The 25,455-nt window shown below is 65.9% G+C and carries 22 protein-coding genes; 17 read left to right on the top strand and 5 right to left on the bottom strand.

Translation table 11 applies throughout. The annotated features are described in order from the left end of the window. Window positions 1-22 precede the first annotated feature (22 nt). The gene (lpqB, locus tag G6N09_RS03585) at window positions 23-1,759 is read left to right on the top strand and encodes an MtrAB system accessory lipoprotein LpqB (protein ID WP_407662680.1); all 1,737 of its coding nucleotides are present in this window, start codon (window positions 23-25) and stop codon (window positions 1,757-1,759) included. A gap of 178 nt (window positions 1,760-1,937) precedes the next feature. Next, window positions 1,938-2,993: an Acg family FMN-binding oxidoreductase gene (locus G6N09_RS03580; RefSeq protein ID WP_083023825.1), complete on the top strand. Its 1,056-nt coding sequence runs from the start codon at window positions 1,938-1,940 to the stop codon at window positions 2,991-2,993. Here G6N09_RS03580 and G6N09_RS03575 read toward each other — a convergent pair. Both G6N09_RS03575 and dosR read right to left on the bottom strand, forming a co-directional pair. After that, on the bottom strand, window positions 2,990-4,696 hold the full coding sequence (locus G6N09_RS03575; RefSeq protein WP_083023827.1) for a sensor histidine kinase: 1,707 nt from the start codon (window positions 4,694-4,696) through the stop codon (window positions 2,990-2,992). The genes G6N09_RS03580 and G6N09_RS03575 overlap by 4 nt on opposite strands. After that, entirely contained in the window at window positions 4,689-5,330 is a 642-nt protein-coding gene (gene dosR / locus G6N09_RS03570) for a hypoxia response regulator transcription factor DosR/DevR (protein WP_083023829.1), read from the bottom strand. Before dosR ends, G6N09_RS03575 begins: the two co-directional genes overlap by 8 nt. Window positions 5,331-5,496: 166 nt before the next feature. Here dosR and G6N09_RS03565 point away from each other — a divergent pair, with 166 nt between their 5' ends. The 5 genes from G6N09_RS03565 to secA all read left to right on the top strand — a co-directional run bounded on the left by G6N09_RS03565 (window position 5,497) and on the right by secA (window position 11,631). Next, window positions 5,497-6,267 carry an SDR family NAD(P)-dependent oxidoreductase gene (locus G6N09_RS03565; protein ID WP_083023832.1) on the top strand — a complete coding sequence of 257 codons (771 nt, stop codon included), beginning with the start codon at window positions 5,497-5,499 and terminating at the stop codon, window positions 6,265-6,267. Window positions 6,268-6,545: 278 nt separating this feature from the next. Beyond that, a complete protein-coding gene (locus G6N09_RS03560) occupies window positions 6,546-7,211 on the top strand; it encodes a carboxymuconolactone decarboxylase family protein (protein ID WP_083023834.1) in 666 nt (221 codons plus the stop codon). Between the two features lie 49 nt (window positions 7,212-7,260). Then, entirely contained in the window at window positions 7,261-7,911 is a 651-nt protein-coding gene (locus G6N09_RS03555) for a ComF family protein (protein ID WP_083023837.1), read from the top strand. 119 nt (window positions 7,912-8,030) lie between these two features. Then, window positions 8,031-8,732 carry a ribosome hibernation-promoting factor, HPF/YfiA family gene (hpf, locus tag G6N09_RS03550; RefSeq protein ID WP_083023840.1) on the top strand — a complete coding sequence of 234 codons (702 nt, stop codon included), beginning with the start codon at window positions 8,031-8,033 and terminating at the stop codon, window positions 8,730-8,732. 109 nt (window positions 8,733-8,841) lie between these two features. Next, on the top strand, window positions 8,842-11,631 hold the full coding sequence (gene secA / locus G6N09_RS03545; RefSeq protein ID WP_083023842.1) for a preprotein translocase subunit SecA: 2,790 nt from the start codon (window positions 8,842-8,844) through the stop codon (window positions 11,629-11,631). Window positions 11,632-11,662: 31 nt separating this feature from the next. Here the strand turns inward: secA and G6N09_RS19710 are convergent, their stop codons facing one another. Further along, window positions 11,663-12,259: an Rv3235 family protein gene (locus tag G6N09_RS19710; protein ID WP_220096727.1), complete on the bottom strand. Its 597-nt coding sequence runs from the start codon at window positions 12,257-12,259 to the stop codon at window positions 11,663-11,665. 148 nt (window positions 12,260-12,407) lie between these two features. Here G6N09_RS19710 and G6N09_RS03535 point away from each other — a divergent pair, with 148 nt between their 5' ends. Both G6N09_RS03535 and ppk2 read left to right on the top strand, forming a co-directional pair. Further along, window positions 12,408-13,802 carry a WS/DGAT/MGAT family O-acyltransferase gene (locus tag G6N09_RS03535; protein WP_083023845.1) on the top strand — a complete coding sequence of 465 codons (1,395 nt, stop codon included), beginning with the start codon at window positions 12,408-12,410 and terminating at the stop codon, window positions 13,800-13,802. Beyond that, entirely contained in the window at window positions 13,799-14,629 is an 831-nt protein-coding gene (ppk2, locus tag G6N09_RS03530; protein ID WP_083023846.1) for a polyphosphate kinase 2, read from the top strand. Before G6N09_RS03535 ends, ppk2 begins: the two co-directional genes overlap by 4 nt. Before the next feature lie 17 nt (window positions 14,630-14,646). Here ppk2 and G6N09_RS03525 read toward each other — a convergent pair whose 3' ends face one another. Both G6N09_RS03525 and G6N09_RS03520 read right to left on the bottom strand, forming a co-directional pair. Further along, window positions 14,647-15,048: a hypothetical protein gene (locus tag G6N09_RS03525; protein WP_407662679.1), complete on the bottom strand. Its 402-nt coding sequence runs from the start codon at window positions 15,046-15,048 to the stop codon at window positions 14,647-14,649. Between the two features lie 100 nt (window positions 15,049-15,148). Beyond that, window positions 15,149-15,976: an SDR family NAD(P)-dependent oxidoreductase gene (locus G6N09_RS03520; RefSeq protein WP_109558847.1), complete on the bottom strand. Its 828-nt coding sequence runs from the start codon at window positions 15,974-15,976 to the stop codon at window positions 15,149-15,151. Window positions 15,977-16,189: 213 nt separating this feature from the next. On the opposite strand from G6N09_RS03520, the gene G6N09_RS03515 reads away from it, so the two are divergent. The 8 genes from G6N09_RS03515 to G6N09_RS03480 are packed head-to-tail and all read left to right on the top strand — an operon-like array spanning window position 16,190 to window position 25,412. Beyond that, window positions 16,190-17,002: an MlaE family ABC transporter permease gene (locus G6N09_RS03515; RefSeq protein ID WP_083023848.1), complete on the top strand. Its 813-nt coding sequence runs from the start codon at window positions 16,190-16,192 to the stop codon at window positions 17,000-17,002. Between the two features lie 12 nt (window positions 17,003-17,014). Then, complete coding sequence (locus tag G6N09_RS03510) at window positions 17,015-17,863, top strand: MlaE family ABC transporter permease (RefSeq protein ID WP_083023849.1); 849 nt, start codon at window positions 17,015-17,017, stop codon at window positions 17,861-17,863. A 15-nt stretch (window positions 17,864-17,878) separates the two neighbouring features. Then, window positions 17,879-19,072, top strand: coding sequence for an MCE family protein (locus tag G6N09_RS03505; protein ID WP_407662638.1), 1,194 nt, complete (start codon window positions 17,879-17,881; stop codon window positions 19,070-19,072). Continuing rightward, the gene (locus G6N09_RS03500; protein ID WP_083023850.1) at window positions 19,069-20,100 is read left to right on the top strand and encodes an MCE family protein; all 1,032 of its coding nucleotides are present in this window, start codon (window positions 19,069-19,071) and stop codon (window positions 20,098-20,100) included. The genes G6N09_RS03505 and G6N09_RS03500 overlap by 4 nt, the downstream gene beginning before the upstream one ends. Then, window positions 20,100-21,182, top strand: a complete 1,083-nt coding sequence (locus G6N09_RS03495) for an MCE family protein (protein WP_083024003.1) — start codon at window positions 20,100-20,102, stop codon at window positions 21,180-21,182. Before G6N09_RS03500 ends, G6N09_RS03495 begins: the two co-directional genes overlap by 1 nt. Beyond that, window positions 21,179-22,648 carry an MCE family protein gene (locus G6N09_RS03490; protein WP_083023851.1) on the top strand — a complete coding sequence of 490 codons (1,470 nt, stop codon included), beginning with the start codon at window positions 21,179-21,181 and terminating at the stop codon, window positions 22,646-22,648. The genes G6N09_RS03495 and G6N09_RS03490 overlap by 4 nt, the downstream gene beginning before the upstream one ends. Further along, window positions 22,648-23,847: an MCE family protein gene (locus tag G6N09_RS03485; RefSeq protein WP_083023852.1), complete on the top strand. Its 1,200-nt coding sequence runs from the start codon at window positions 22,648-22,650 to the stop codon at window positions 23,845-23,847. The genes G6N09_RS03490 and G6N09_RS03485 overlap by 1 nt, the downstream gene beginning before the upstream one ends. Next, window positions 23,847-25,412, top strand: a complete 1,566-nt coding sequence (locus G6N09_RS03480; RefSeq protein WP_083023853.1) for an MCE family protein — start codon at window positions 23,847-23,849, stop codon at window positions 25,410-25,412. The genes G6N09_RS03485 and G6N09_RS03480 overlap by 1 nt, the downstream gene beginning before the upstream one ends. The last annotated feature ends 43 nt before the right edge of the window (window positions 25,413-25,455 follow it).

The following is a 25,455-nucleotide window of genomic DNA, read 5'->3' as shown; positions in this document are numbered from 1 at the left end:
GCGCCGCGGCCGGACGACGGTGATGCTGGCCGTGACAGGACTGGTCGTCGGCCTGGCGGGGTGCGCCGGGGTGCCCAGTACGTCGGCGCCACAGGCGATCGGCACGGTGGAGGCGCCGCCGCCCTCGGTGCTGCCCAAGCCCACGCCGGGCATGGATCCCGACGTGCTGTTGCGCGAATTCCTCAAGGCGACCGCCGACCCGGCCAACCGGCATCGGGCGGCCCGTCAGTTCCTTACCCAAGATGCGTCCGACTCCTGGGATGACGCAGGCAGCGCCCTGTTGATCGACAACGTGGTGTTCGTCGAGACCCGCAGCGCCGGCCGCGTGGCGGTCACCATGCGTGCCGACATGTTGGGCTCGCTGTCGGACATGGGTGTGTTCGAGACGGCTGAGGGTGCGCTGCCGGCGCCGGAGCCGATCGAGCTGCTGAAGACCTCCGACGGTTGGCGTATCGACCGACTGCCCAACGGGGTGTTTCTGGACTGGCAGCAGTTCCAGGCCACCTACAAGCGCAATACGCTCTACTTTGTCGATCCGACTGGCAAGACGGTGGTTCCCGACCCCCGCTATGTCGCGGTGTCCGACTCCGATCAGCTGGCGACCGAGTTGGTGTCCAAGCTGATCGCCGGACCTCGCCCGGAGATGGCCGGGGTCCGCAATCTGCTGGCACCACCACTGAGGCTGCGCGGTCCGGTGACCCGCGCCGACGGTGGCAAAAGCGGAGTGGGGCGCGGTTACGGCGGTGCGAAGATCGACCTGGACAGTCTGTCGGCCACCGACCCCAACACCCGGCAACTGCTTGCCGCGCAACTGATCTGGACGTTCGCCCGAGCCGACATCAAGGGTCCCTATGTGATCGACGCCGACGGTGCCGCACTGGACGACAGGTTCCCCGACGGATGGACGACCTCCGATGTGGCCACCACCGACCCCGGTGCCTCCGACGGCGCGGGTGCCGGCGTCCACGCACTGGTGGGTGGATCGCTGCTCGTCCTGGACGGGCAGCAGGCCAACCGGGTGCCCGGGGCCTTCGGCCGAGAGCCCGACCAGGAGTCCTCGGCGTTGTCGCGCAGTGGACGCCAAGTGGCGTCGGTGGTCGTGCACCCCGGTGAGCCCGAGGCCACGCTGTGGATCGGTGACCTCGGGGGCGAGGCCGTGCAGGCGGCCGAGGGACACACGCTGTCTCGGCCGAGTTGGTCGCTGGACGAGGCGGTGTGGGTGGTGGTCGACGGCAACAACGTGCTGCGGGCCATCCAGGAGGTGGCTTCGGGGCGACCGGCCCGAATCCCGGTGGACTCCGGGGCGGTCTCCGCGCGGTTCCCCGGACCGATCAGCGAATTGCAGCTGTCTCGCGATGGCACCCGTGCGGCCATGGTGATCGGCGGCCAGGTGATTCTGGCCGGCGTCGAGCAGATGCCCGGCGGCCAATTCGTGCTGCACTACCCGCGCCGGCTCGGCTTCGGACTCGGCTCCTCGGTGGTCTCGCTGGCCTGGCGCACCGGCGACGACATCGTCGTGAGCCGATCCGATCCGAAGCATCCGGTGTCCTACGTCAACATCGACGGGGTGAACTCCGATGCGCCCAGCGGCAATCTGCAGTTGCCGGTGTCGACGATCGTGGCAGACCCGTCCACGGTCTATGTGGCCGACCCGCGCGGGGTACTGGCACTGTCGTCCGCGGCCGCCGAGGAGGAGCAGGGCTGGGCGCCGCTGGGGCCTTTCATGGTGACCGGCGCCGTGCCCGTACTGCCGGGCTAGGCCCTCACGCCCGCCGGGGAGCGGGCAGGCAGGGCCAGAAGTCCCGACTCCCGGTCGAAGGTGCGGGTCTTCGTGCCCTGTCCGGGCCGGGGGGACCAGAGGATCGTTACGGCTGGCAGGTTCTCTTGGGCTCAACGGGAACTCGGTTGAGGCTGCGAGACCAGAGAGGGGACGGACCGTGGCGGAGCAGACGGCGGGTGAGCCGCTCGCGGTGTCGGTGCGGGAGACGATCCGAACCGCATTGTTGTTGGCGACTCGGGCACCGTCGGTGCACAACTCTCAGCCGTGGCGGTGGCAGGCCGACCTGACGCTGTCGTCTCCGCGGCTGGATCTTTACGTCGAGCCCGATCTGCAGCTGCGCAACGTCGACCCTGACGGCCGGGGCATGATCTTGAGTTGTGGTGCCGCGCTGCACCACTGTGTGGTGGCGTTCGCCGCGTTCGGACAGCGGGTCAAGGTGCGCCGGCTGCCCGACCCGGCGCGACCCGACCACCTGGCGTCGATCGAGCTGTGTTCGCCCTGCCCCCAACTTGATCTCGCGCAGGTCGACGTTGCGCTGGCGGCGGCGATTCCGCGGCGGCGCACTGATCGCCGGAACTTCAGTGACTGGCCGGTGGCCGACGCCGACGTCGCGCTGATGGGCGCGCGTGCGGCCCGGGCGGGGGTGATGTTGCGCCGGGTCGACGCGCTGGATCGGCTGAACTCAGTGGTGGCCCGTGCAGTGTTCCAACATCGCACCGACTACGACTACCTCGCGGAGCTGGCGGCGTGGAGCGGGCGTTACGGGTCGGTGGCCGGGGTGCCGGCGCATAGCATCCCGGCCCCGGATGCCGGGGCTGCGATTCCGGGCCGGCTCTTCGCCGGTCCGGCCCTAGACCAGCCCCCCGGGGCTGCTCCCGACGATGACCGCGCGGTGATGCTGGCATTGGGCACCGAGTCTGATGATCGGCTGGCGCAGCTGCGTGCCGGGGAGGCCACCAGTGTGGTGCTGCTGACTGCGACGGCATTGGGACTGGCCAGCTGTCCAGTCACCGAGCCGCTGGAGATCACCGAAACCCGAGCGGCAGTCCGGCGTGACGTATTCGGAACCAGCGGCTACCCGCAGATGCTGCTGCGGGTGGGTTGGGCCCCTATCAACGCCGACCCGTTGCCGGCAACTCCGCGGCGACCGTTGGGCGACACCGTCGCGTGGCACACGCCGCTGAGCATCGGATCGACGCGCGACGCGGTCTAGAGAAGCGGTGCCGACCAGTGCAGCACGGTGCCGCCTTCCGGGGCTGACGTGACGCGAAACGTCCCGCCGGACTCCTCGGCGCGCCGGCGCAGATTGGTCAGGCCGCTGGGGGTGACCTCCTCCGGCATTCCGCGGCCGTTGTCGGTCACCTCGATGGTGAGGTCGTCTTCGACGGTGACTCGGACGGTCAAGGTGGTCGCACCCGAATGCCGGACCGCGTTGCTGACGGCTTCGGAGACCACCGCCTCGGCGTGATCGGCTAAGGGCGGCTCCACCACGGACAGCGGGCCGTTGAATTGAACGGTGGTGTGCAGTCCTGATCCAGAGAACTGGGCCACGGCGTTGTCCAGTCGTTGCCGCAGTCGTGTCACCGTCGCGGATCCGCCGTGCAGATCGAAAATCGTGGTGCGGATCTCGCCGATGATCCCCTGCAGCTCATCGACCGCGTCGGACAGTCGACGCTGCACCGCGGCGTCGCGGGTCCGCGGAATCGTGCCCTGCAGCGACAATCCGACGGCGAACAGCCGCTGGATCACATGGTCATGCAGGTCGCGTGCGATTCGGTCCCGGTCGGTCACCACGTCGAGTTGGTGTATGCGGCGCTGGGTGGTGGCCAACTGCCAGGCCAACGCGGCCTGATCGGCGAAAGCTGCCATCATGGCGAGCTGCTCGGCGCTGAACGGTGCTGCGTTGGGGTGTCGCATCGCGACCACGACTCCGGCCACGGCGTCGGTTGCCCGTAGCGGCAGGATCAGCGCCGGGCCCGCAGCGCCGACGCCGTTCAACGTCAGCTGTTCCACCCGGCGGGGCTCTCGTTGCGCGAACGCCTGCCCGACCGCGGAATCGCTGACCGCGACCGTTTCCCCGGTGATCGAAGCCATTGCGGTGCCTACAGTTTCGACTACCAGCAGCTCGCGGACCTCAGTTTCGGGGGTGTCCTCGTCGACCGGTATGGCTACCAGCGCCGACTCGGCACCGGTGAGCTTGGCGGCTTCTTCGGCGATCAGCCTGAACACCGTGCTGGGGTCGGTGCCGGACAACAGTTCGGTGGCGATGTCGCGGGTGGATTCGATCCAGGACTGTCGCGCCTTGGCCTGGGCGTACAGGCGGGCATTGGCGATGGCGATGCCGGCCGCGGCGGCCAGCGCCTGCACCAGCACCTCGTCGTCCTCGCTGAACGGCTGCCCGTTGGCCTTCTCGGTGAGGTACAGGTTGCCGACCACCTCGCCGCGAACACCCACCGGCACACCCAGGAATGTCCGCATCGGAGGGTGCGCCGGCGGAAAGCCTATCGAGGCAGGATGTTTGGAGAGGTCGTCCAACCGCAGGATCTGCGGCTCGTCGATCAGCAGGCCGACTACTCCGACCTGCTGGGGTAGCCGACCGATTCGGGCGAACGTGTCGTCGTCGATGCCCTCGTAGACGAACTGCTGCATTCGGCGGTGGTGGTCGTGCACTTCCAGCGCGCCGTATTTTGCGTCGACCAGATTGGTCGCCGTCTGCACGATAGAACGCAAGGTGGCGTCCAGATCTAGGCCTGAGGTGACCACCAGCATGGCCGCCAGCAGGCCGTCGAGGCGATCTCGACCCTCCACGATCTGCTCAACACGATCCTGGACGCCGGCCAACAGATCGCCTAGGCGCAGTTGAGACAGTTTGTCGCGCAAGGGGTATGAGTGCTCGTGAGGGGCATGATCAGTCATGGTGCGAACGCTCGATCTTGGTGGCGAAGACCGCGGCCTGAGTCCGGCGTTCCATCCCCAGCTTGGCCAGCAGGCGAGAGACATAGTTCTTGACGGTCTTCTCCGCCAGAAACATCCGGTCGGCGATCTGCTTGTTGGTCAAGCCTTCGGCCAACAGGCTCAACAGCTTCCGCTCCTGTTCAGACAGGCCGGATAGCGGGTCGGGTTTGGCGGCGGCACCGCGCAGCTTGGACATCAGGGCGGCTGCTGCCCGGTTGTCGAGCAATGACCGTCCGGCGCCGACTTCCTTGACCGCGCGCGCCAGCTCCATGCCTTTGATGTCCTTGACGATGTAGCCGCTGGCGCCGGCCAGGATGGCATCGAGCATGGCTTCATCGGAGGTGAACGAAGTCAAGATCAGGCACCGCAGCTCAGGCATTCGCGACAACAGCTCACGGCACAGTTCGATGCCGTTGCCGTCCGGCAGCCGGACGTCGAGTACCGCGACATCGGGGTTCAGTGCCGGTATTCGGGCCAGGGCCTCGGCCACCGAGCCGGCCTCGCCGACCACGTCCAGCTCGGGGTCGGCGCCCAGGAGGTCGATCAGGCCGCGGCGGACCACTTCGTGATCATCGACCAGAAACACCGTGACCACTTCGCGTCCTCTCGCTGGAGCCGTCGCCGCAGGGCGCACGCTGGCATTGCTCACGGTAACGGCGTGGCTCGCGGAATCACAGGGTACAAAGCCCCGATCCGCCGAAAGGCCGGGCTGTGGGGGTGAACTACGCTGCAGGCGCCTTTGTCAAGACAAGGAGATTGCCGTGGACAGGTCTGCTCTCAGCGCGTTGTTCGACCTGACCGGGCGCACCGCCATCGTCACTGGCGGTACTCGCGGCATCGGACTATCGGTGGCCCATGGGCTTGCCGCCGCCGGTGCCAACGTGGTCGTGGCCAGCCGCAAGAGCGAGGCCTGCGAGCGCGCCGCCGAGCAACTGCGCCAGGCCGGTGCCCAGGCACTGGGCGTACCCACCCACCTCGGTGATGTCGATGCGATCCAGCATCTGGTCGACGCCACGGTGCAGCGGTTCGGCGGTGTGGACATCGTCATCAACAACGCGGCCAATGCGCTGGCGCTGCCGTTGGGCCAGATCACACCGGAGGCGTTGAACAAATCGTTCGGAGTGAATCTTCAGGGGCCGGTGTTCTTGGTTCAGGCGGCGCTGCCGTACTTGCGAAAGAGTGAGCACGCCGCGATCGTCAACGTGGTGTCGGCCGGTGCTTTCGTCTTCTCGCCGGCGACGTCGATGTACTCGGCGGCCAAGGCCGCCCTGGTCTCCTACACCCGGTCGATGGCGGCTGAGCTGGCGTCGTCGCGGATCCGGGTCAACGCGATTGCTCCTGGCCCGGTCGACACCGACATGGTGCGTAACAATCCGCCGGAGTTCGTCGCGTCCCTGGCCGCCGCCACACTGCTGCAGCGCATCGCCGATCCCGACGAGATGGTCGGCCCGGTACTGCTTCTGGTCTCCGACGCCGGTAGCTACATCACTGGCCAGACCATCCACGCCGACGGTGGAATGGTGTCGCGCTAGGTTGGCTTGTTCGCGCGCAGCGCCTGCGCCGCGCCCCCAGGAACGGCGTGATGATGTCTACCGGTAGTGGAAACACCACGGTCGAGTTCCGGCCGGCACTGGCATTGACGCCATGTACCTTCGATAGGCCAATTCCCATCACGGGTAGGCCGAAATAGGTTATGCCAGAAGTGAATTGGGGTCGAGCGTCAGTTGAATTGGGGACCAAATACCTCTTGCCTCGAAGTGCCGCCTAGCGTAGGAGTCGTTGACTCGAACGCCGGAAAGGACACAAACTCATGCCCCGACTCCGCGAGATTCCGCGCGCTGAGGTCACCGACGAGCAGATCCTGTTCTTCTATGACCGGCTGTTCGGTGCGGGTGTAGACCCGCTGGACCCCGAATCCTCCGCGGCGCAGCCCGGGGGCCATCGCACCATCCACGGCACACCCGGGGATTGGTGGACGGTCTTCGCCCAGGCGCCGCAGGTGTTCTCCCACGCCGTGCGCGGCTTCGCCCTCTACCGCAACGCTTCGCTCGACCCGCTGCTGCGCGAGCTCGGCCAGGCCCGCGCCGGTTATGCCCGCGGCAGTCAGTTCGTGTTCTCGCAACACTGCAAACAGATGCGTTCACTGGGCATACCCGAGGACAAGATCGCGGCGTTGCCGTCCTGGCAGGTCAGCGACGCGTTCTCCCGGATCGAGCGGGCGGTGCTGGCCTACACCGACGCCCTGGTCTACGACGGCGGCCGGGTGTCCGATGAGGTCTTCGCGGTGCTCAAAGAGAATCTGTCCGACCCCGAGATCATGGAGCTGACCTACATCACCTGCATGTATGACATGCACGCGACCATCTGCCGGGCGCTGCGCCTGGAATTCGACGACCGGCCCGAGCCCATCGAGGAGGTGCGGGTTCCGGAGGGGACGGCAGTCGCTGACCTGTCGGCGGACCTGGCGGGGGAGTAGAAACCGGCGCAGGTCGACTTGTCAGAGCCTGGGGGCAGCATCTCGAAGTGTGCTTGATGCGGTGCTACCCCTGCAGTGCGGGGGCTGCGGTGTGCCCGGCACCCGGTGGTGTGCCCTCTGCTCAGCGCAGTTGATGATCGGTCCCGGCGAGCCGCGGGTGGTCACCCCGCGTCTGGACCCGCAGGTGCCGGTGTTCGCGCTGGGCCGCTACGCCGGGGCTCGCCGCCAGGCGATCGTCGGGGTCAAGGAACGGGGGCGCGCCGATCTGGTCGTCCCGCTGGCTGGGGCACTGGACGCGGCGGTGCAGCGCCTGCTGTGTTGGCAGCTGGTGGGACTGCCGCTGACGCTGATCCCTGCTCCCACCCGGCGCAGTGCCGCTCGCCGGCGCGGAGGTGATCCGATCACCCGGATAGCCGCGGCGGTGGCGGGCCGTCACTGCGGCGTGACGGTGGCACCGATGTTGCGGATGCGGGCCCTGACGCGCGACTCGGTCGGTCTGGGCAGTGCAGCCCGGGAACGCAACGTCGCCGGTCAGGTGGTGCTGCGCCGGCGCCGGTTGCCGGAGCGCTGCGCAGCGATGGGCGACGTCCTGGTTGTCGATGACGTGGTCACGACCGGCGCCACCTTGGCAGAGACGGTGCGGGTGCTGCGGCATGCCCGGGTGCCGGTGTCGGCGGCGCTCGTGATCGCTTCGGTATGAGCCTGTGCCAAATGGGTGTGTCAAATCAGTGGCACGTCTCCGGCGGCATGGCTACGGTCGTCATCAAGGGCCGGTGGACCTTATGAGTACGTGGTCGAGACGATAGGAGAGTGTCGAACATGGCAAATCAGTTTGTGGAATCCAGCGTGGCTTCGGTCGATGTTCAGGACCGACCCGATGAGGCGGGCGCCGAGATTGTGGTCAAGGGTCGGAACGTCGAGATTCCAGACCACTTCCGCGTTTACGTTGCGCAGAAGCTAGCCCGGGTAGAGCGTCTCGACCGGTCTATTCGCCTGTTCGATGTCGAACTCAAGCACGCCAACAATCGTCGTCAGCGAAAATCCTGCCAGCAGATCGACATCACCGCCCACGGTCGCGGCCCGGTGATTCGTGGGGAAGCCCGTGCGGACAGCTTCTACGCCGCATTCGAGGCGGCGATCAACCGGCTGGAGAGCCGGTTGCGTCGTGACAAGGGCCGGCGCAACGTCTCCTACGGTGACAAGACGCCGGTGTCGGTGGCCGAGGCCACCGGTGTCACCAATCTGGACCCGGAGTTCCTCGCGGGCGCGTTCGACCTGGACGGCACCGCCGAACCTGACCACCGTGAGGCTGCCGGACACGGTGAGGGCCACGAGCATGAGCCCGGCCAGATCGTGCGCACCAAGGAACACACCGCCACGCCCATGTCAGTCGATGACGCGCTCTACGAGATGGAGCTGGTGGGTCACGACTTCTTCCTGTTCCACGACAAGGAGACCGACCAACCCTCGGTGGTCTACCGGCGGCATGCCTATGACTACGGGCTGATCCGACTCGTCTGAGGCCACTGCCTTTCCGAACTGCGTTGGCGGCGCGCTGCCGCCCTTGGCATCGGTGTCACCTACCATGGGTGACGCTCGTAATGCCGAAGACTGAGTAGGGGACATAGCCGTGCTGTCCAAGTTGCTGCGTTTTGGTGAAGGCCGCATGGTCAAACGGCTCAGAAAGGTCGCGGACTACATCGACACCCTCTCCGCGGATGTCGAAGCGCTCACCGACGCCGAGCTGCGGGCGAAGACCGACGAGTTCCGCGCCCGCCATGAAGGCGGCGAGACCCTCGATGACCTGCTGCCCGAGGCGTTCGCGGTGGCCCGTGAGGCTGCGTGGCGGGTGTTGACCCAGCGGCCCTTCCACGTTCAGCTCATGGGTGGCGCGGCGCTGCACTACGGCAACGTCGCCGAGATGAAGACCGGTGAGGGCAAGACCCTGACCTGTGTGTTGCCGGCCTACCTCAATGCGATCGCCGGCAAGGGCGTGCACGTCGTCACCGTCAACGACTACCTGGCCAAACGCGACAGCGAGTGGATGGGCCGGGTGCACCGGTTCCTCGGGCTGGAGGTCGGGGTGATCTTGTCGCAGATGACCCCGGACGAGCGACGCGTCGCCTACAACGCCGATGTCACCTATGGCACCAACAACGAGTTCGGCTTCGACTATCTCCGCGACAATATGGCGCATTCGCTGGACCAGTTGGTACAGCGGCCGCACTACTTCGCCATCGTCGACGAGGTCGACTCCATCCTGATCGACGAGGCCCGCACCCCGCTGATCATCTCCGGGCCGGCCGATGGAAGCTCCACTTGGTACGGCGAGTTCGCCCGGATCGTGCCGCTGATGGAGAAAGACGTCCACTACGAAGTGGACCTGCGCAAGCGCACCATCGGTGTTCACGAGGTCGGGGTCGAATTCGTCGAGGACCAGCTCGGCATCGAGAACCTCTACGAGGCCGCCAACTCGCCGCTGGTCAGTTACCTCAACAACGCCTTGAAGGCCAAGGAGCTGTTCAACCGGGACAAGGACTACATCGTCCGCAACGGTGAGGTCTTCATCGTCGACGAGTTCACCGGCCGCGTTCTGGTGGGTCGGCGCTACAACGAGGGCATGCACCAGGCCATCGAGGCCAAAGAGCGGGTGGAGATCAAGGCCGAGAATCAGACCCTGGCCACCATCACCCTGCAGAACTACTTCCGGCTCTACGACAAGCTCGCCGGCATGACGGGCACCGCCGAGACCGAGGCCGCCGAGCTGCACGAGATCTACAAGCTGGGCGTGGTGCCGATTCCGACCAATAAGCCGATGTCGCGCATCGACCAGATCGACCTCATCTACAAGACCGAGGAAGCCAAGTTCCTCGCCGTCGTCGATGACGTCGCTGAGCGTTACGAGGCGGGCCAGCCGGTGCTGATCGGCACCACCAGCGTGGAGCGCTCGGAGTACCTGTCCAAGCAACTGACCAAGCGTCGCGTTCCCCACAACGTCCTCAATGCCAAGCAGCATGAGCGTGAGGCGCACATCATCGCCGAGGCGGGCCGCCGCGGCGCGATCACTGTGGCGACCAACATGGCCGGTCGTGGTACCGACATCGTGCTCGGCGGCAACGTCGACTTCCTCGCTGACCAGCGGCTGCGCAGCCAGGGCCTGGACCCGGTGGAGACCCCGGAGGAGTACGAGGCCGCATGGGATGAGGCGCTGCGTCAGATCAAGGCGGAGGCGGCCGCCGAGGCCGAGGAAGTGATCGAGGCCGGCGGACTCTACGTGCTGGGCACCGAGCGACACGAGTCTCGGCGCATCGACAACCAGCTGCGCGGCCGGTCCGGCCGCCAGGGAGACCCGGGCGAGTCACGGTTCTACCTGTCGCTGGGCGACGAGCTCATGCGCCGTTTCAACGGTGCGGCGCTGGAGACGTTGCTGACACGTCTGAACCTGCCTGACGATGTGCCGATCGAGGCCAAGATGGTCACCCGGGCGATCAAGAGTGCCCAGACCCAGGTCGAGCAGCAGAACTTTGAGATCCGCAAGAACGTCCTCAAGTACGACGAGGTGATGAACCAGCAGCGCAAGGTGATCTACGCCGAGCGTCGCCGCATCCTTGACGGCGAGAGCCTTGCCGAGCAGGCCCACGACATGCTCGTGGACGTGATCACCGCCTACGTCGACGGCGCCACCGGCGAGGGATATGCGGAGGACTGGGACCTCGAGCAGTTGTGGACAGCGCTCAAGACGCTTTACCCGGTGGGCATCGACTATCACGAACTGCTGCACGCCGACGACGTTGGCGAGGCCGATGACCTGACCCGCGACGAACTGTTGGACGCCCTGATCGCCGACGCCGAAAACGCTTACGCGGCGCGCGAGGCCCAGGTCGATGACGTTGCCGGAGCAGGGGCCATGCGTGAGCTGGAACGCGGCGTACTGCTGAGCGTTCTCGACCGCAAGTGGCGCGAGCACCTCTACGAGATGGACTACCTCAAGGAAGGCATCGGCCTGCGGGCAATGGCGCAGCGTGACCCGCTGGTCGAATACCAGCGCGAAGGCTTCGACATGTTCCGCGGCATGCTCGACGGGCTCAAAGAGGAATCGGTCGGATTCCTGTTCAATGTCGCTGTTGAAGCTGTCCCGAAGCAGGCGGTCGCGCCCGTGGACGCCCCGGAGGGGCTGGCGGAGTTCGCGTTGCGGGCCAAGGGTATCGACGGCGCCAACGGAGCGGACGGCGCTAACGGAGCGGACGGAGCCGATGGTGCGGCGGGGCTGACCTATTCGGGTCCCGACGAGGACGGTTCTGCCACAGTGCGGGGCGGCGGTAGTCTGCAGCCCGCTGGAACCTCCCGTCGCGAGCGGCGCGAGGCCGCCCGTCGTGAGGGTCGCGGCGGCCGGTTGCCGAAGGTGCCGCGCAAGAGCTGAGGTCCTGCCGACGGCCGGGAACCCAAGGCACTCAACCGATGTGCAGGGCCACGATTCGCCAGGCTGTGCCGTTTCCGTCTAGGCCGGGGCGGGGGCCTGACTCGATGCGGCAGGCCAGCGCGTGCGTGCGCTGTCCTCGGCGGTAGGTACCGAACGCCTCCACCGCGCCGGTCGGCTCACCCGAGCCGACCGATTGCACGCGTACCCGCTGCAAAGTGGCAGGCTCCGATCGGCCCGCCGGCGTCGGCGGCCGGAGCGTGAACACGGTCTCGGCGAGCCCTGCGGCAAGCAGCGGTAGCAGATGTGTCGATGGCCGACGCCCATCCACGACTTCCAGGACGCGGCGCAGTGCCGCGTCGGCGAACACCGCGGCCGACTGTAACCGGGCCGGCAACGCATTACGGACGTGCCGGTCGGGCCTCGTTCGGGTGGCACGCCCAGCGCGGGGCCGCGCGGGTCCCGGGGAGATGGGCGAGGGCTTAGGCCGGTGGGGCACCGTTGCGCGGGCGGGCGGTTCGTAGTCGATCACCGGCGCGACGGCCGGGCTGTGGTGTGGGGAGGGTTCGGTGGGCACGGCAGCTCTCCAATGACGGTCGGGGCGACGGTCCTGCTGGAGAGTGGCAGGCATGTGCGGCGATCATCGCACAGTCACGGCTGCGGCGTATCCGCCTGCGCGGCGGTCCGGCGGCGGGCTACCGTGAGCGGCAGTGTTTTTCTCCGATCCGGGGCTGCATCAGCGTCGGGCCGGATCGAGTCAGCAGGGAGGACAGGCCACGATGGTGAACCGGCTGTCGGCGTCGGAGGCGTCGTTCTACCGGTTGGAGAACACGACGACGCCGATGTATGTGCAGTCGCTGTTCATCCTGCGCAACCCTCGGGGCGGGCTGGGCTACGACAAGCTGTTGGAGACCGTCGAACGGCGGCTGCCACAGATCCCGCGCTACCGCCAGAAGATCCGCCAGGTCACGATGAGCCTGGCGCGCCCGGTGTGGGTGGATGACCACGAGTTCGACATCACCTATCACGTACGTCATCTGGCGGTCCCGTCGCCGGGCAGCGATCGGCAGCTGCATGAACTGGTCGCGCGGTTGAGTCAACAGTCGCTGGACCGGGCCCGGCCGCTGTGGGCGGTCTATCTGATCGAGGGGCTGGCCGACAATCGCATCGCCATCTACATCAAGTCTCACCAGGCCCTGGTCAATGGCATGGCGGCACCGGCCATGGGGCACGTCCTGGTCGACCGGTCGCAACGCCCGCCACCGTTCGACGAAGACATCTGGGTGCCCCGTGATGAGCCCGGGGCCGTCGAACTGGTGCTGGGTGCGGTGGGGGACTGGGTCGCGGCTCCTCGGACCCAGCTGCAGGCGGTCGGATCGACGATCGGCAGTCCGCTGACGTGGGTGGGCCGCAAGGCGTTCGATGCGGCACGGACCATCGTGCGCGGTACCGCTCCGCAGAGCCCGTTGAACACCGAGGTATCCCAGAATCGGCTGTTCACCGTCGCCCATGGAGCACTCGAGGACTATCGAACGGTGCGGGCCCGCTACGACTGTGCCATCAACGACGTCGTTCTCGCCGTGATCACCGGAGCGCTACGGAACTGGTTGTTGTCGCGCGGCGAGCCAGTCGGGCCGACTCGGACCGTGCGGGCGATGGCACCGTTGTCGGTGTACCCGGACCACGAATTGGACTCCGCTGCCCAGCCAATCGGTGCCGTGACCCCGTTCCTGGTGGATCTTCCCGTCGGAGAGCCGAATCCGGTAGTCCGGCTCTCGCAGATCGCCTACGCCACGGAGTCACATCCCACCTCGACCGGGCTGGTGGACGCCCGCACGATCTTGACGGTAGCGGGTTTTGCACCGCCCACCCTGCACGCCATGGGGGTGCGGGTCGCGACCGCGTTCGCCGGCTTCTCCGGCCGAGTGTTCAACCTGCTGATCACCAATGCGCCGGGTGCCCAGCGGCAGCTTTACGTCTGCGGCGCGAAACTGCTCGAGACCTACAGCGTGCCTCCGCTGCTGCCCAACAAGGCGCTGACCATCGGGGTGACGTCCTACAACGGCACGCTCTACTTCGGGGTCAATGCCGACCGCAAGGCCATGAGTGACGTAGGAATGGTCTCGGCACTGTTGGATGAGGCGCTGGCCGAACTACTGGAGGCAGCACAGTGAGCGACAACGAGTTCGAAGCCGCCACGCGGCGCCTCGCCGACGACGTGTACGAAAAAGAACTCCTGCGCCTACAAAGCGAATTCGTGAAACTTCAGGAGTGGGTGCGGGCCACGGGATCCCGGGTGGTGGTCATCTTCGAGGGCCGCGATGCCGCCGGCAAGGGCGGCGTCATCAAGCGGGTTACCGAGTACCTGAGCCCACGCACGGTGCGTATCGCCGCGCTTCCGGCCCCCACCGAACGTGAGCGAGGCCAGTGGTACTTCCAGCGCTACGTCGAACACCTGCCGGCCCGCGGTGAGATCACGCTCTTCGACCGATCCTGGTACAACCGGGCCGGGGTGGAAAAGGTCATGGGCTTCTGCACGCCGGAGGAGCACACGCAATTCCTCAAGCAGGCGCCGGTTTTCGAGCAGCTACTGATCGACGACGGAATCTTGTTGCGCAAGTACTGGTTCTCGGTTTCACAGGCCGAGCAGCTGCGCCGATTCCGCAAGCGCCGCAACGATCCGCTGCGGCAGTGGAAACTGTCACCGATGGACATCGAAGCGTTGCGCCGGTGGGAGGACTACTCCCGGGCGCGCGACGAGATGATGGAGCGCACCGATACGGCGGCGAGCCCCTGGTATCTGGTCGAGTCCGAAGTCAAAAAGCACGCGCGACTGAACATGATGGCGCACCTGCTGGATTCCATTCCGTATCGGGAGGTGGAGCACCGGCGCGTGAGCCTGCCCAAGAAGCCCGTGGGCACCGGGCTCTACGAGCGTCCCGATCGCAGTCTCTATCGCTACGTCGACGACTACGCCGCCACTTTGCTGGGTGATGCGTGATCAGTCAGCGCATGGGCTCAGAGTCGGACCAGTGAAAGCGGGTAGGTGAGGGTTCCGGTCGGTGCACCATCGCAGCCGCTGGCGAACGACGATGTCAGCGTTCCTTGCAGTGTGCCTGCGTCCCAGGTGTACAGGTCATGCGTCGGGATAGCGGGACCATAATAGACGTTGCCGCAACGTAATCCGTCCGGAACGTCGACGGCGAGGGTATACCGACCCTCGGCGAGGTGGGCGTCGCCGGAGTATTCGAAGGCCTTGGCCACGGGCATGGGTATCGCTTGGATGTGCGCGCAGTCGTCGGCTGCCGGTAGACAGTGCGATACCGTCCATGCCCAGGTGTGGAAGTCGTAGCGGCCGGTCAGCACAAGTTGGTAGTTTGCGAAGAACGGTTCGGACTTGCCCGGTGGGGAAGTGAGCATTCCGGTTACCGTCAGCACCAAGAGCGCGCACAGTAGGCCTGCGGTCTTCATCCTGTCCTCCGTTCGGTCGTAGGTGGCTGGCGCCGTGGAATGCCTCGCACTACATGTGGGAGCCGCCGTCGATCCGAACCTCGGTACCGGTGATGAAGTGGGCATCGTCGCTTCCCAGCATGGCCACCACACCCGCTACGGCGTCGGGGCTGGCGAAGATCGCCCTGCCGTCAAGTGGCAACATCGGCGCGACCTTGCCGAACAGCGTGAAATCGGCGTCCTCGGGTAGACCGGGTCCGACGCTTTGACGCGACAGGCCCGAGCCGTCGGTCATCCCCGACGCGATCGAGCCGGGTTGCACGGAATTGAACCGGATGCCCGCTCGCGCGAACTCCATCGCCCAGGCGTGGGTCATTGACAGCACGCCGCCCTTGGATGCCGCGTAAGCGGCCATGTACGGGTGGGCGAAGTGGGCGGAGGTCGAGCTGAAGTTCACCACCGATGGCCCCTTGCCTTCATGCAGCGCGGCGATGGCCTCCCGCGTCACCAGGAAGGTGCCGATCAGGTTGATACGGATCACTTGCTCGAAGTCGGACAGGGTGGTCTGGGCCAGATGTGAGGAGCGAAGGATTCCGGCGGCGTTGACCAGCGTGTCCAAGCCTCCCAGCAGCTCGAGCGCTTGGGCCACGCCTGCGCGAACTGACTGCTCGTCACTGATGTCCATCTGCACCGTTGACAGGCGGTCTGCGAGGTCGCCGGCTTTGGCGACCGTGTCGCGCAAACCGTCGGCGCTGATGTCCGCTGCTACAACCTGGCCCCCCTCGGCAAGAATCCGAAGTAAGCAGGCCTGGCCGATGCCGGATCCTCCGCCGGTGATCAGTACTCGCCGGTCGACGTAGCGCGAGAGACCGCGGGAGGGTTCGGTGGGCAGTGGCACAGGGTTACTCCTGTCGCTGTGATGGGCGTGATGGGCGTGATGCACCCGGACAGCAGGCTACGTTCCCGCCCGCCGCGCCCTGGCGCTGCGACGCCTCCCGGTAGGTGGGACAGAGTGTGTCGCCGGACACCCTCGGCTGTCACCGTGTCTTTGGCCGCCGAGCCGGCGAGCCGACCGGGTTCGGTCGAACCACCAGCGAAGGGTTTGCGGTACATGGTGAACAGTGCCCAAGACCGCTGGTCTTCAGGACTACGGGCGCTCGGATCCGGCGGAACCGGAACCATGCAGGCGGTCGGCGGTCTGCTCGCCATGTCGGCCGACGCGGTCAAGTTCTTGTTCCGTAGGCCGTTCCAGGGCAGGGAACTGCTGGATCAGGCCTGGTTCGTGGCCCGCGTGTCGCTGATGCCCACGGTGCTGGTCGCCATTCCGTTCACTGTCCTGGTCAGCTTCACACTGAACATCCTGCTGCGAGAGCTGGGCGCGGCGGATCTCTCCGGTGCCGGAGCGGCATTCGGGGCGGTAACCCAGGTCGGGCCCATGGTGACGGTGCTGATCGTGGCCGGCGCCGGCGCCACCGCGATGTGTGCTGATCTGGGATCACGCACCATCCGTGAAGAGATCGATGCCATGGAGGTGCTCGGCATCAACCCCGTTCAGCGCTTGGTGACGCCGCGAATGCTGGCATCGGGTGTGGTGGCCCTGCTGCTCAACAGCCTCGTCGTCATCATCGGAATCCTGGGGGGCTACACCTTCTCGATCTTCATCCAGGGCGTCAATCCCGGCGCATTCGCCGCAGGCATCACATTGCTCACCGGTGTTCCCGAAGTGATCATCTCGTGTGTGAAGGCGGCACTGTTCGGCCTGATCGCCGGTCTGGTGGCCTGTTACCGCGGTCTGACGATCAGCGGTGGCGGAGCCAAGGCGGTGGGTAACGCCGTCAACGAGACGGTGGTGTACGCCTTCATGGCGCTGTTCGTGGTCAACGTGGTGGTTACGGCCATCGGCATCCAGATGACATCGGACTAGCCGGGCGCATCGATGGTTGGCATACGTACGCTTCACCCGCAATTGGCGCGGGAACTGAACAGACCGATCGAGACCATCGGGCGAATCGGCGACCACACCGCATTTTATGGCCGCGCCCTGGGCGGCGTTCCGCACGCCGCCAGGAGATATCGTCACGAAGTGATCCGGCTGATTGCCGAAATCAGCATGGGGGCTGGCACATTGGCGATGATCGGCGGCACCGTCGTCATCGTCGGATTCCTCACCCTGGCTGCGGGCGGCACATTGGCGGTACAGGGTTACAGCTCGCTCGGCGACATCGGCATTGAGGCCCTGACCGGGTTTCTGGCCGCTTTCATCAACGTGCGGATATCGGCGCCTGTCGTGGCCGGGATCGGCCTGGCGGCCACGTTCGGCGCCGGTGTCACTGCGCAGTTGGGCGCCATGCGGATCAATGAAGAGATCGACGCTTTGGAAACCATGGGTATCCACGCCGTCGAATATCTGGTGAGCACCCGCATCGTGGCTGGAATGGTTGCGATCACGCCCCTGTACTCGATAGCGGTCATCTTGTCCTTCGTCGCCAGCAAGCTGACGACCGTGGTGATGTTTGGGCAGTCCGCCGGCCTGTACAACCATTACTTCAGCACATTCCTTAATCCAATAGACCTGATGTGGTCGTTTCTGCAGGCGATTCTGATGGCGATCGCGGTCCTGCTCGTGCACACCTATTTCGGCTTCTTCGCCGCCGGTGGCCCTTCGGGTGTGGGCGTGGCCGTGGGAACGGCCGTTCGGACATCACTGGTCGTCGTCATCTCGGTGACGCTGTTGGTATCGCTGGCCGTCTACGGGTCCAACGGCAACTTCAACCTGTCGGGCTAGGCGGGCGGAGCACTGATGGCGATGACTCCAAAGACAACACGCACCCTGCTGGGGCTGGCCACCGTGTCGGTGGCCGTAGCCACCGTCGCGCTGGCCCTGGGATTCTTCCGGGGCAGTTTCACCCGGACCGTGCCTGTCACAGTCCTGTCACAGCGTGCCGGTCTGGTGATGGATGCCGGCGCAAAGGTGAAACTACATGGGGCGCAAGTTGGTTCGGTGCAGTCCCTAGAGCAGCTTCCCGACGGACGCGCCGCATTGCACCTCGCCATGGATCCGTCGTACATGCAGGTCATCCCCGCAAACGTCCATGTCGGCATCACCTCATCGACAGTGTTCGGGTCGAAGTTCGTTGACTTGGTTCCGCCAGCCGATCCGTCGACGCACTCCTTGCAGACCGGCCAGGTGCTCGACGCCGACCACGTCACGGTCGAAATCAACTCGGTCTTTGAGCGGCTGTCGAGGGTGTTGCAGAAGATAGAACCCACCAAGCTCAACGAGACGCTGGGGGCGCTTGCCACCGCCTTGGACGGGCGCGGCGACCGGATCGGTCAAATGATGACCGATCTCGACCAGTTCCTGACGCGCATCGATCCGAGCCTGCCCGCAATGGAGCGTGAACTTTCCGTCGCGCCTGCCGTGGTCAACGCCTACGCCGACGCGGCACCTGATCTGACCAAAGCGGCTGCTGCGGCGACTCGGATCAGCGAGACGCTCGTCAGCGAACAGAACAGTCTCGACACGCTGCTGATCAGCGTGATCGGCCTGGCCGACACTGGCAATGACGTCGTGGGCACCAACCGTCAGGCCATCACCGATGTCATGCATCTGCTCGCCCCGACCACCGACCTGACCAACCAATACCACGAGGCCCTGACCTGTGGTTTGGGTGGAGCCGTCGAACTGGCCAAGGCGCCGGGCACGCCGGTCCCCGGCGGGCTGCTCCTGCAGACGGTGGTGCTGGGGCAAGAGCGCTACCGGTACCCGCAGAACCTGCCCAAGGTCGCCGCTACCGGCGGACCGCAGTGCACCGACCTGCCGAAGGTCGGATTCCAGAAACGGCCACCGTTTGTGATCACCGATGTCAACGCCAACCCGGCGCAGTACGGCAATGAGGGGATCCTGCTGAACTCCGACGGACTCAAGCAGGCGCTGTACGGGCCAATCGACGGTCCGCCGCGCAACAGTGCTCAGATCGGTCAGCCAGGATGAACGGGCTCGGGAAGACGGCGGTCAAGCTCGGTGCGTTCGGTCTGACCATGGTTATGCTCACCGCGGTGCTGTTCGCGATCTTCAGCCAGTACCGGTCGGGCTCCACCAACACCTATTCGGCGGTATTCCAGGATGCCTCCAGCCTCAAGGCCGGTAGCTCGGTGCGCGTCGCGGGAATTCGTGTTGGAACCGTCCGCAAGATCGCGTTGCAGCCGGACAACACCGTGCTTGTCGCCTTCGATGCCGACAACGGTGTCCGGCTGACCGAGAGCACCAAGGTTGCCGTGCGCTACCTCAACCTGGTCGGCGACCGCTACCTGGAGCTCATCGACAACCCGGGATCGACCAGAATCCAGCCGCCGGGAACCCGCTTCGGAGTCGACCAGACCGAGCCGGCCCTGAATCTCGACCTGCTGCTCGGGGGGCTCAAGCCGGTCATCTCCGGCCTCAATCCTGACGATGTCAACGCGCTAACCAACTCCTTGATCCAGGTCTTTCAGGGTCAGGGCGGGGATCTGGAGTCGTTGTTCGCCAGAACTTCGTCGTTCACCAATGCGTTGGCCGACAACGGGTCCACCGTGGAGCAGCTGATCGAAAACCTCAACGAGACGCTCGCGGTACTGAGCAGGGACGGCAAGAAGTTCTCTGGCGCGGTGGACGGCCTCGAGCGGCTGGTGAGCGGACTGGCGGAGGAACGCGATCCGATCGGTAGGGCGATCACCGCGCTCGACAACGGGACGGCCTCGTTGGCGGGACTGTTGACCCGGGCACGCCCGCCGCTGTCGGGAACGGTGGATCAACTGACTCGCCTGGCGCCCCTGCTGGCGAACGAAACCGACTTGGCCAGACTCGACTTGACGCTCCAGAAGACACCCCAGAACTACCGCAAACTGGTGCGGCTCGGTTCCTACGGCAGCTGGCTGAATCTCTACATCTGCGGTGTCACAATCCGGGTGACCGATCTGCAGGGCCGCACTGCTCACTTCCCGTGGGTTGTTCAGAACACCGGAAGGTGCGGCGAACCCTGATGCTGAAATACCGTCAATCGTCACTTTTCCGTTTGGGATTCCTTGGTCTGGTGCTGATGGCCCTGATCATCATGGTCGGGCTGCAGCCCAAGCAGCTTTTGGCAATGGCGACGTCGATCAGATACCAGGCGTTGTTCGCCGAGGCGGGCGGGCTGTCCGCCGGGAACAGTGTGAAAGTCTCGGGCGTCAATGTGGGCACGGTGTCCGGCGTTGCGCTCGATCACGGTAAAGCGTTGGTGACCTTCGCCGTCGAAAGCAAGGTACGCCTCGGCGCAGACACCACCGCGCACATCGGCATCGGGACCCTGCTCGGTGAGCGGGTTCTGGTCATCGAGCCGCGCGGCACCGGCAGCATCGGTTCCCGCGGCGTCATCCCGGTGACTCGGACCACCTCGCCGTACTCACTGACCGATGCGCTCGGTGAGTTCACGTCGAATACCGCTGCGACCGATACCGCCACCATCAATCAGTCGCTGGACACCCTGTCGGCGACCATCGAACGCCTCGCACCTCAGCTGGCGCCCACCTTCGACGGAATCAGCCGGCTGTCCAGGTCGCTGAATAACCGCAACGAATCGTTGAGCAGCCTGCTGGCGTCCGCCGCTGACATCACCGGGATCCTCTCGGAACGCAGTCAACAGGTGAATCGGCTCATCCTCAATGCCAACGACCTGCTCGCAGTGCTGCAGGACCGCCGGCACGCGATAGTGGACCTGCTTGCCAACTCTTCGGCAGTGGCACAACAGTTGTCCGGACTCGTCGACGACAACGAGCAGGAATTGGCTCCCACACTCACCCAGCTCAACACGGTCACGCAGCTGCTGCAACGTAACCGGGAGAATCTGGAGAATTCCCTCAAGGGCCTGGCCAAGTACCAGCTGACCCAGGGTGAGGCCGTCAACAACGGCTTCTACTACTACGGGTTCGCCTCCAACCTGCTGCCCGGCCCGGCGATCCAGCCGTTCCTCGACTACGCACTCGGATTCCGGCGCGGTGTCAATGCCGGACAACCGCCCGACAACGCCGGACCGCGCGCTGAATTCCCCTTCCCCTACAACGGAATTCCCGGAGGATCCCGATGAGCGCCGGGGTGCGTCTCGATCGGCGGGCCAGAAAGCTCCTGGCCGCCGGTATGGTGGTTTTGGCGGCCGCCGCCCTGGCGTTCGTCGGCTATCAGAAGTTCGTGGGCCCCAGGACGATCATCGCCTACTTCACATCGGCGACGGCCATCTATCCCGGCGACGAGGTCCGGGTGGTCGGTGTGCGGGTCGGCACCATCAAATCCATCGAGCCCTTGGGAACTCGCGCCCGGATAACCCTGGCCGTAGATCGCGCCGTGCCCATTCCCGCGGATGCCCAGGCCATCATCGTGGCACCCAACCTGGTCTCCTCCCGGTACGTGCAGCTGACGCCCGCCTACGAGTCGAGTCCAGAGGCTAGTGGCGCCACCATGCCCGACGGTGCCGAGATCGCCGAAGACCGAACCGCTGTTCCGGTCGAATGGGACGAGATCAAGGAGCAGCTCACCCGCCTTGCCGCCGACTTGGGCCCGTCCAGCGGAGTGTCGAACACCTCACTGGGGCGCTTTATCGACACCACCGCCGACGCCATGTCGGGCAACGGCGCGAGGCTGCGCGAGACCATCACTCAGTTGGCGGACGTCGGCAGGGTCCTCGGAAGGGGCAGCGGCGACATCGCCGGGGTCATCACGAATCTCCAGACATTCGTCGCCGCATTGCGTGACAGCAACACCCAGATCGTCCAATTTCAGGACCGCCTCGCCGACGTCACCAGCGTGATCGACGGCAGCCGGTCCGATCTCGACTCCGCCATCAACGAACTCTCGGGTGTTGTGGGCAAGATCCAGCGGTTCATCGCCGGTTCCCGTGCGCAGACCGCCGAACAGCTCGAACGACTGGCGGATGTGACGCAGGTGCTGGCCGACAACAGCATGGTGGTCAAGAACGTTCTGCACGCCGCGCCCAATGCTCTGGTCAATGGCTACAACATCTACAACCCGGACACCGGCGGTCCCCGCGGGTCGTTTGCGATGAACAATTTCGCTAACCCGGTCGCGACCATCTGCTCGGCCATCGCAGCGGTCGAGAATGTCACCGCCGAGGCGTCGGGCAAGGCATGCGCCCAGTATTTGGGACCTGCGCTGCGGCTGATGAACTTCAACTATCTCCCGCTGCCCTTCAACGCCTATCTGGGGCCCGCCCCCAAGAACGTGATCTACTCCGATCCCGCTCTGGCACCCGGAGGAGGGGGGACCGCGCCGGCTCCGCAGGAGATACCGCCGGCGGTCTCGGCCTATACCGGGGCCGGCGATGTGCCACCCCCTCCCGGATGGACCGATCCATCGCATCCGCCCGGGGCGTACGCACCAGACGGCTTGCCCGCGCAGCGGCACCCGGCCCTGTATCCGGGTGCGCCCATTCCTCCCGGGGTACCGGCGCCACCGCCTCCGGTGCCATCGGCGTCGGACGTCACCGAGCTGTTGCTGCCCGGCGGAGCCGGCCTATCGAGCCCGGGAGGTACGCCGTGATGAGAACCAGGTCCATCCGGAGACTTGCCGCACTCGCGTGCACCGCGGTCCTGCTCACCTCGGGATGCACATTCGAGGGACTCAACTCGCTGCCGTTGCCCGGCACGGTGGGAACCGGTTCCGGCGCCGTCACCTACCAGGTGCAGATCGCGAATGTCGGTACATTGGAATCGAATTCACCCGTCATGGTCAACGATGTGGTGGTCGGTGCGATTCGCCGGATGACCGTCGACAACTGGCATGCGAACGTCGAGATCTCGGTTCGGCCCGACGTGGTGATTCCCGCCAACGCGGTCGCCGCCGTGGGACAGACCAGCCTGCTGGGCTCGATGCATCTGGCCCTGGATCCTCCGCTGGGCGAAGCGCCCACCGGACGACTGCAGCCCGGCACCACCATCGCGCTGTCGAAATCCTCGACCTACCCCTCCACCGAGCAGACCCTGTCGTCACTGTCGGTGGTCGTCAACGGCGGTGGGCTCACCCGCATCGGCGACATCGTCCACAACTTCAACGCCGCCCTCAACGGGCGTCAGGTTCAGATCCGCGATCTGCTGACCCGGATGAACACCGTGGTGACCATGCTGGACAACCAGCACGACAACATCATCGCCACGGTCTCGTCACTGAACCGGATGGCCCAGACGTTCGCTGGGCAGCGAGAGGTCCTCACCGCCGCCCTGAACCGCATCCCCGGCGCCCTCGAAGTGCTGAACAGGCAGCGGCCACGACTGGTCACCGCACTGGACAGACTGGGTGGATTCAGCGCGACCGCAAACCAACTCCTCAACGACTCACAGGCCGACATCGTCCGAAACCTCGAGAATCTCGAGCCGACCGTGCGCGCGTTGGCCGATGTGGGACCGGACCTGATGACCGCGCTGTCGTACCTGCCCACCTACCCGTACACGCAGGAATTCATCGACCGCGGCATCCGCGGCGACTACATGAACCAGTTCATCGTGTTCGACTTCACGATTCCCCGCCTGAAGAGCGGCATACTCCTCGGAACCCGGTGGGGTGAGCCCGGCGCATCGTTCGTACCGGCGCCCGGGGATCCCTGGTACAACACCTACACTCGGGATCCGCTGAAGGCGCCGCTGGGCCCGCCTCCCACCGAGTTGGCGACGCTGCCCCCGCTCACCACTACTGAGATGGACGGCAGCCAGGCTTCCCCACCACCGGCGCAAGGCGGCAACTGATGCTGACCCGTTTCGTTCGTAGCCAATTGATCATCTTCGCGATCGCTTCGGTGATCGGCGTCAGCACAATGGTCTTCGTCTACATGCAGGCTCCGGTGCTGCTCGGCATCGGGCGAATCTCGGTGAAGCTTCAGATGCCTTCGACCGGGGGGCTGTACAAGTTCTCCAACGTGACCTACCGGGGCGTGGAGGTGGGCAAGGTCACCGACATCCGGCCCACCCGAAGCGGCGCCGAAGTGTCGATGTCGTTGACGTCCTCCCCGAAGATCCCCGCCGACCTGCAGGCCAACGTGCGCAGCGTCTCCGCGGTCGGTGAACAGTACGTCGATCTGGTACCGCGTACCGATGCCGGTCCCTATCTCAAGAACGGCTCCACCATCGCCGCCGAGAACGTGTCGCTGCCGAAACCGGTCGGGCCGATGCTCGATCAGATGAGCGAGCTGGTGAGCAGCATCCCCACCGGCAAACTGGGCCTCGTTCTCGACGAATCCTTCCAGGCGCTCAACGGAACCGGCAACGATCTGAGCGCCTTGTTCGAGAATTCCAGTGAGCTGGCCGCCCGCCTCAACACGGTCGCCGACAGCACGCGCAGTTTGATCGACGACAGTCGGCCGTTGTTGGACGGTCAAGCCGAGAGCGTGGATGCGATCCAGACGTGGGCCCGCAGCCTGGCGGGAATCACCGAACAGGTGGCTGCCCGTGACTCGGAGGTCCGGACCATATTGCGCACCGGCCCGGGCGCAGCCGACGAAGCGACTCGCCTGCTCGACCAGGTCAAGCCGACACTGCCGGTGCTGCTGGCCAATCTGACCACCGTCGGCCAGATCGGCCTCGTCTACCATCCATCGATCGAGCAGCTGCTGGTGTTGTTGCCGCCCTATCTGGCCGCCACCCAGTCCTACGGGTCTTCGCTGAACAACCCTACGGGCATGGCAATTTCGGAGTTCAGCCTGACGCTCGGCGACCCGCCGGCCTGTTCGGTCGGCTTCCTGCCGCCGTCGTCGTGGCGTTCGCCGGCGGACCTGAGCGACGTGGACACGCCCGACGGCCTGTACTGCAAACTCCCACAGGACTCCGCGATCGGGGTGCGCGGTGCGCGGAACTTCCCGTGCATGGCTCAGCCCGGCAAGCGCGCGCCGACGGTGGAGATCTGCGAGAGCGACAAGCCGTTCGAGCCGTTGGCGATGCGCCAGCACGCCACGGGTCCGTATCCGATCGATCCGGCATTGATCGCCCAGGGCGTTCCTCCGGACGACCGGATCACCTTCGGGGATCAGATCTTCGGGCCCGCTGAGGCTCCGCAAGCGGCCGCTCCGAGCGCACCGGAGGCGATCCCGGTGCCGCCGCCGGCCGAGCGGCCGGGGCCGCCGGCTCCGGCGCCGGTCGAGGGCGCCGTGCCCGCCGCACCGAGTGCTTACGCCCAACGCGCCGCCGGACCCTCGGTGGGATTTGCCACCTACAACCCGCGCACCGGCCAGTACGCGGCGCCCGACGGCAAGGTGTACACCCAGGCCGATCTGGTCCGCCCGGGCGCCCAGCATTGGCAAGACATGCTGCCGAAGTAAGGCAGTCGGGTTACCCCAGCAGTCCAGGGGATCAGCCGGGCCG

The organism is Mycolicibacter minnesotensis, from assembly GCF_010731755.1.
Classification (GTDB): domain Bacteria; phylum Actinomycetota; class Actinomycetes; order Mycobacteriales; family Mycobacteriaceae; genus Mycobacterium; species Mycobacterium minnesotense.
The sequence above is the reverse complement of the archived record's forward strand: the minus strand, read 5'-3'. Positions and strand labels throughout refer to the sequence as shown.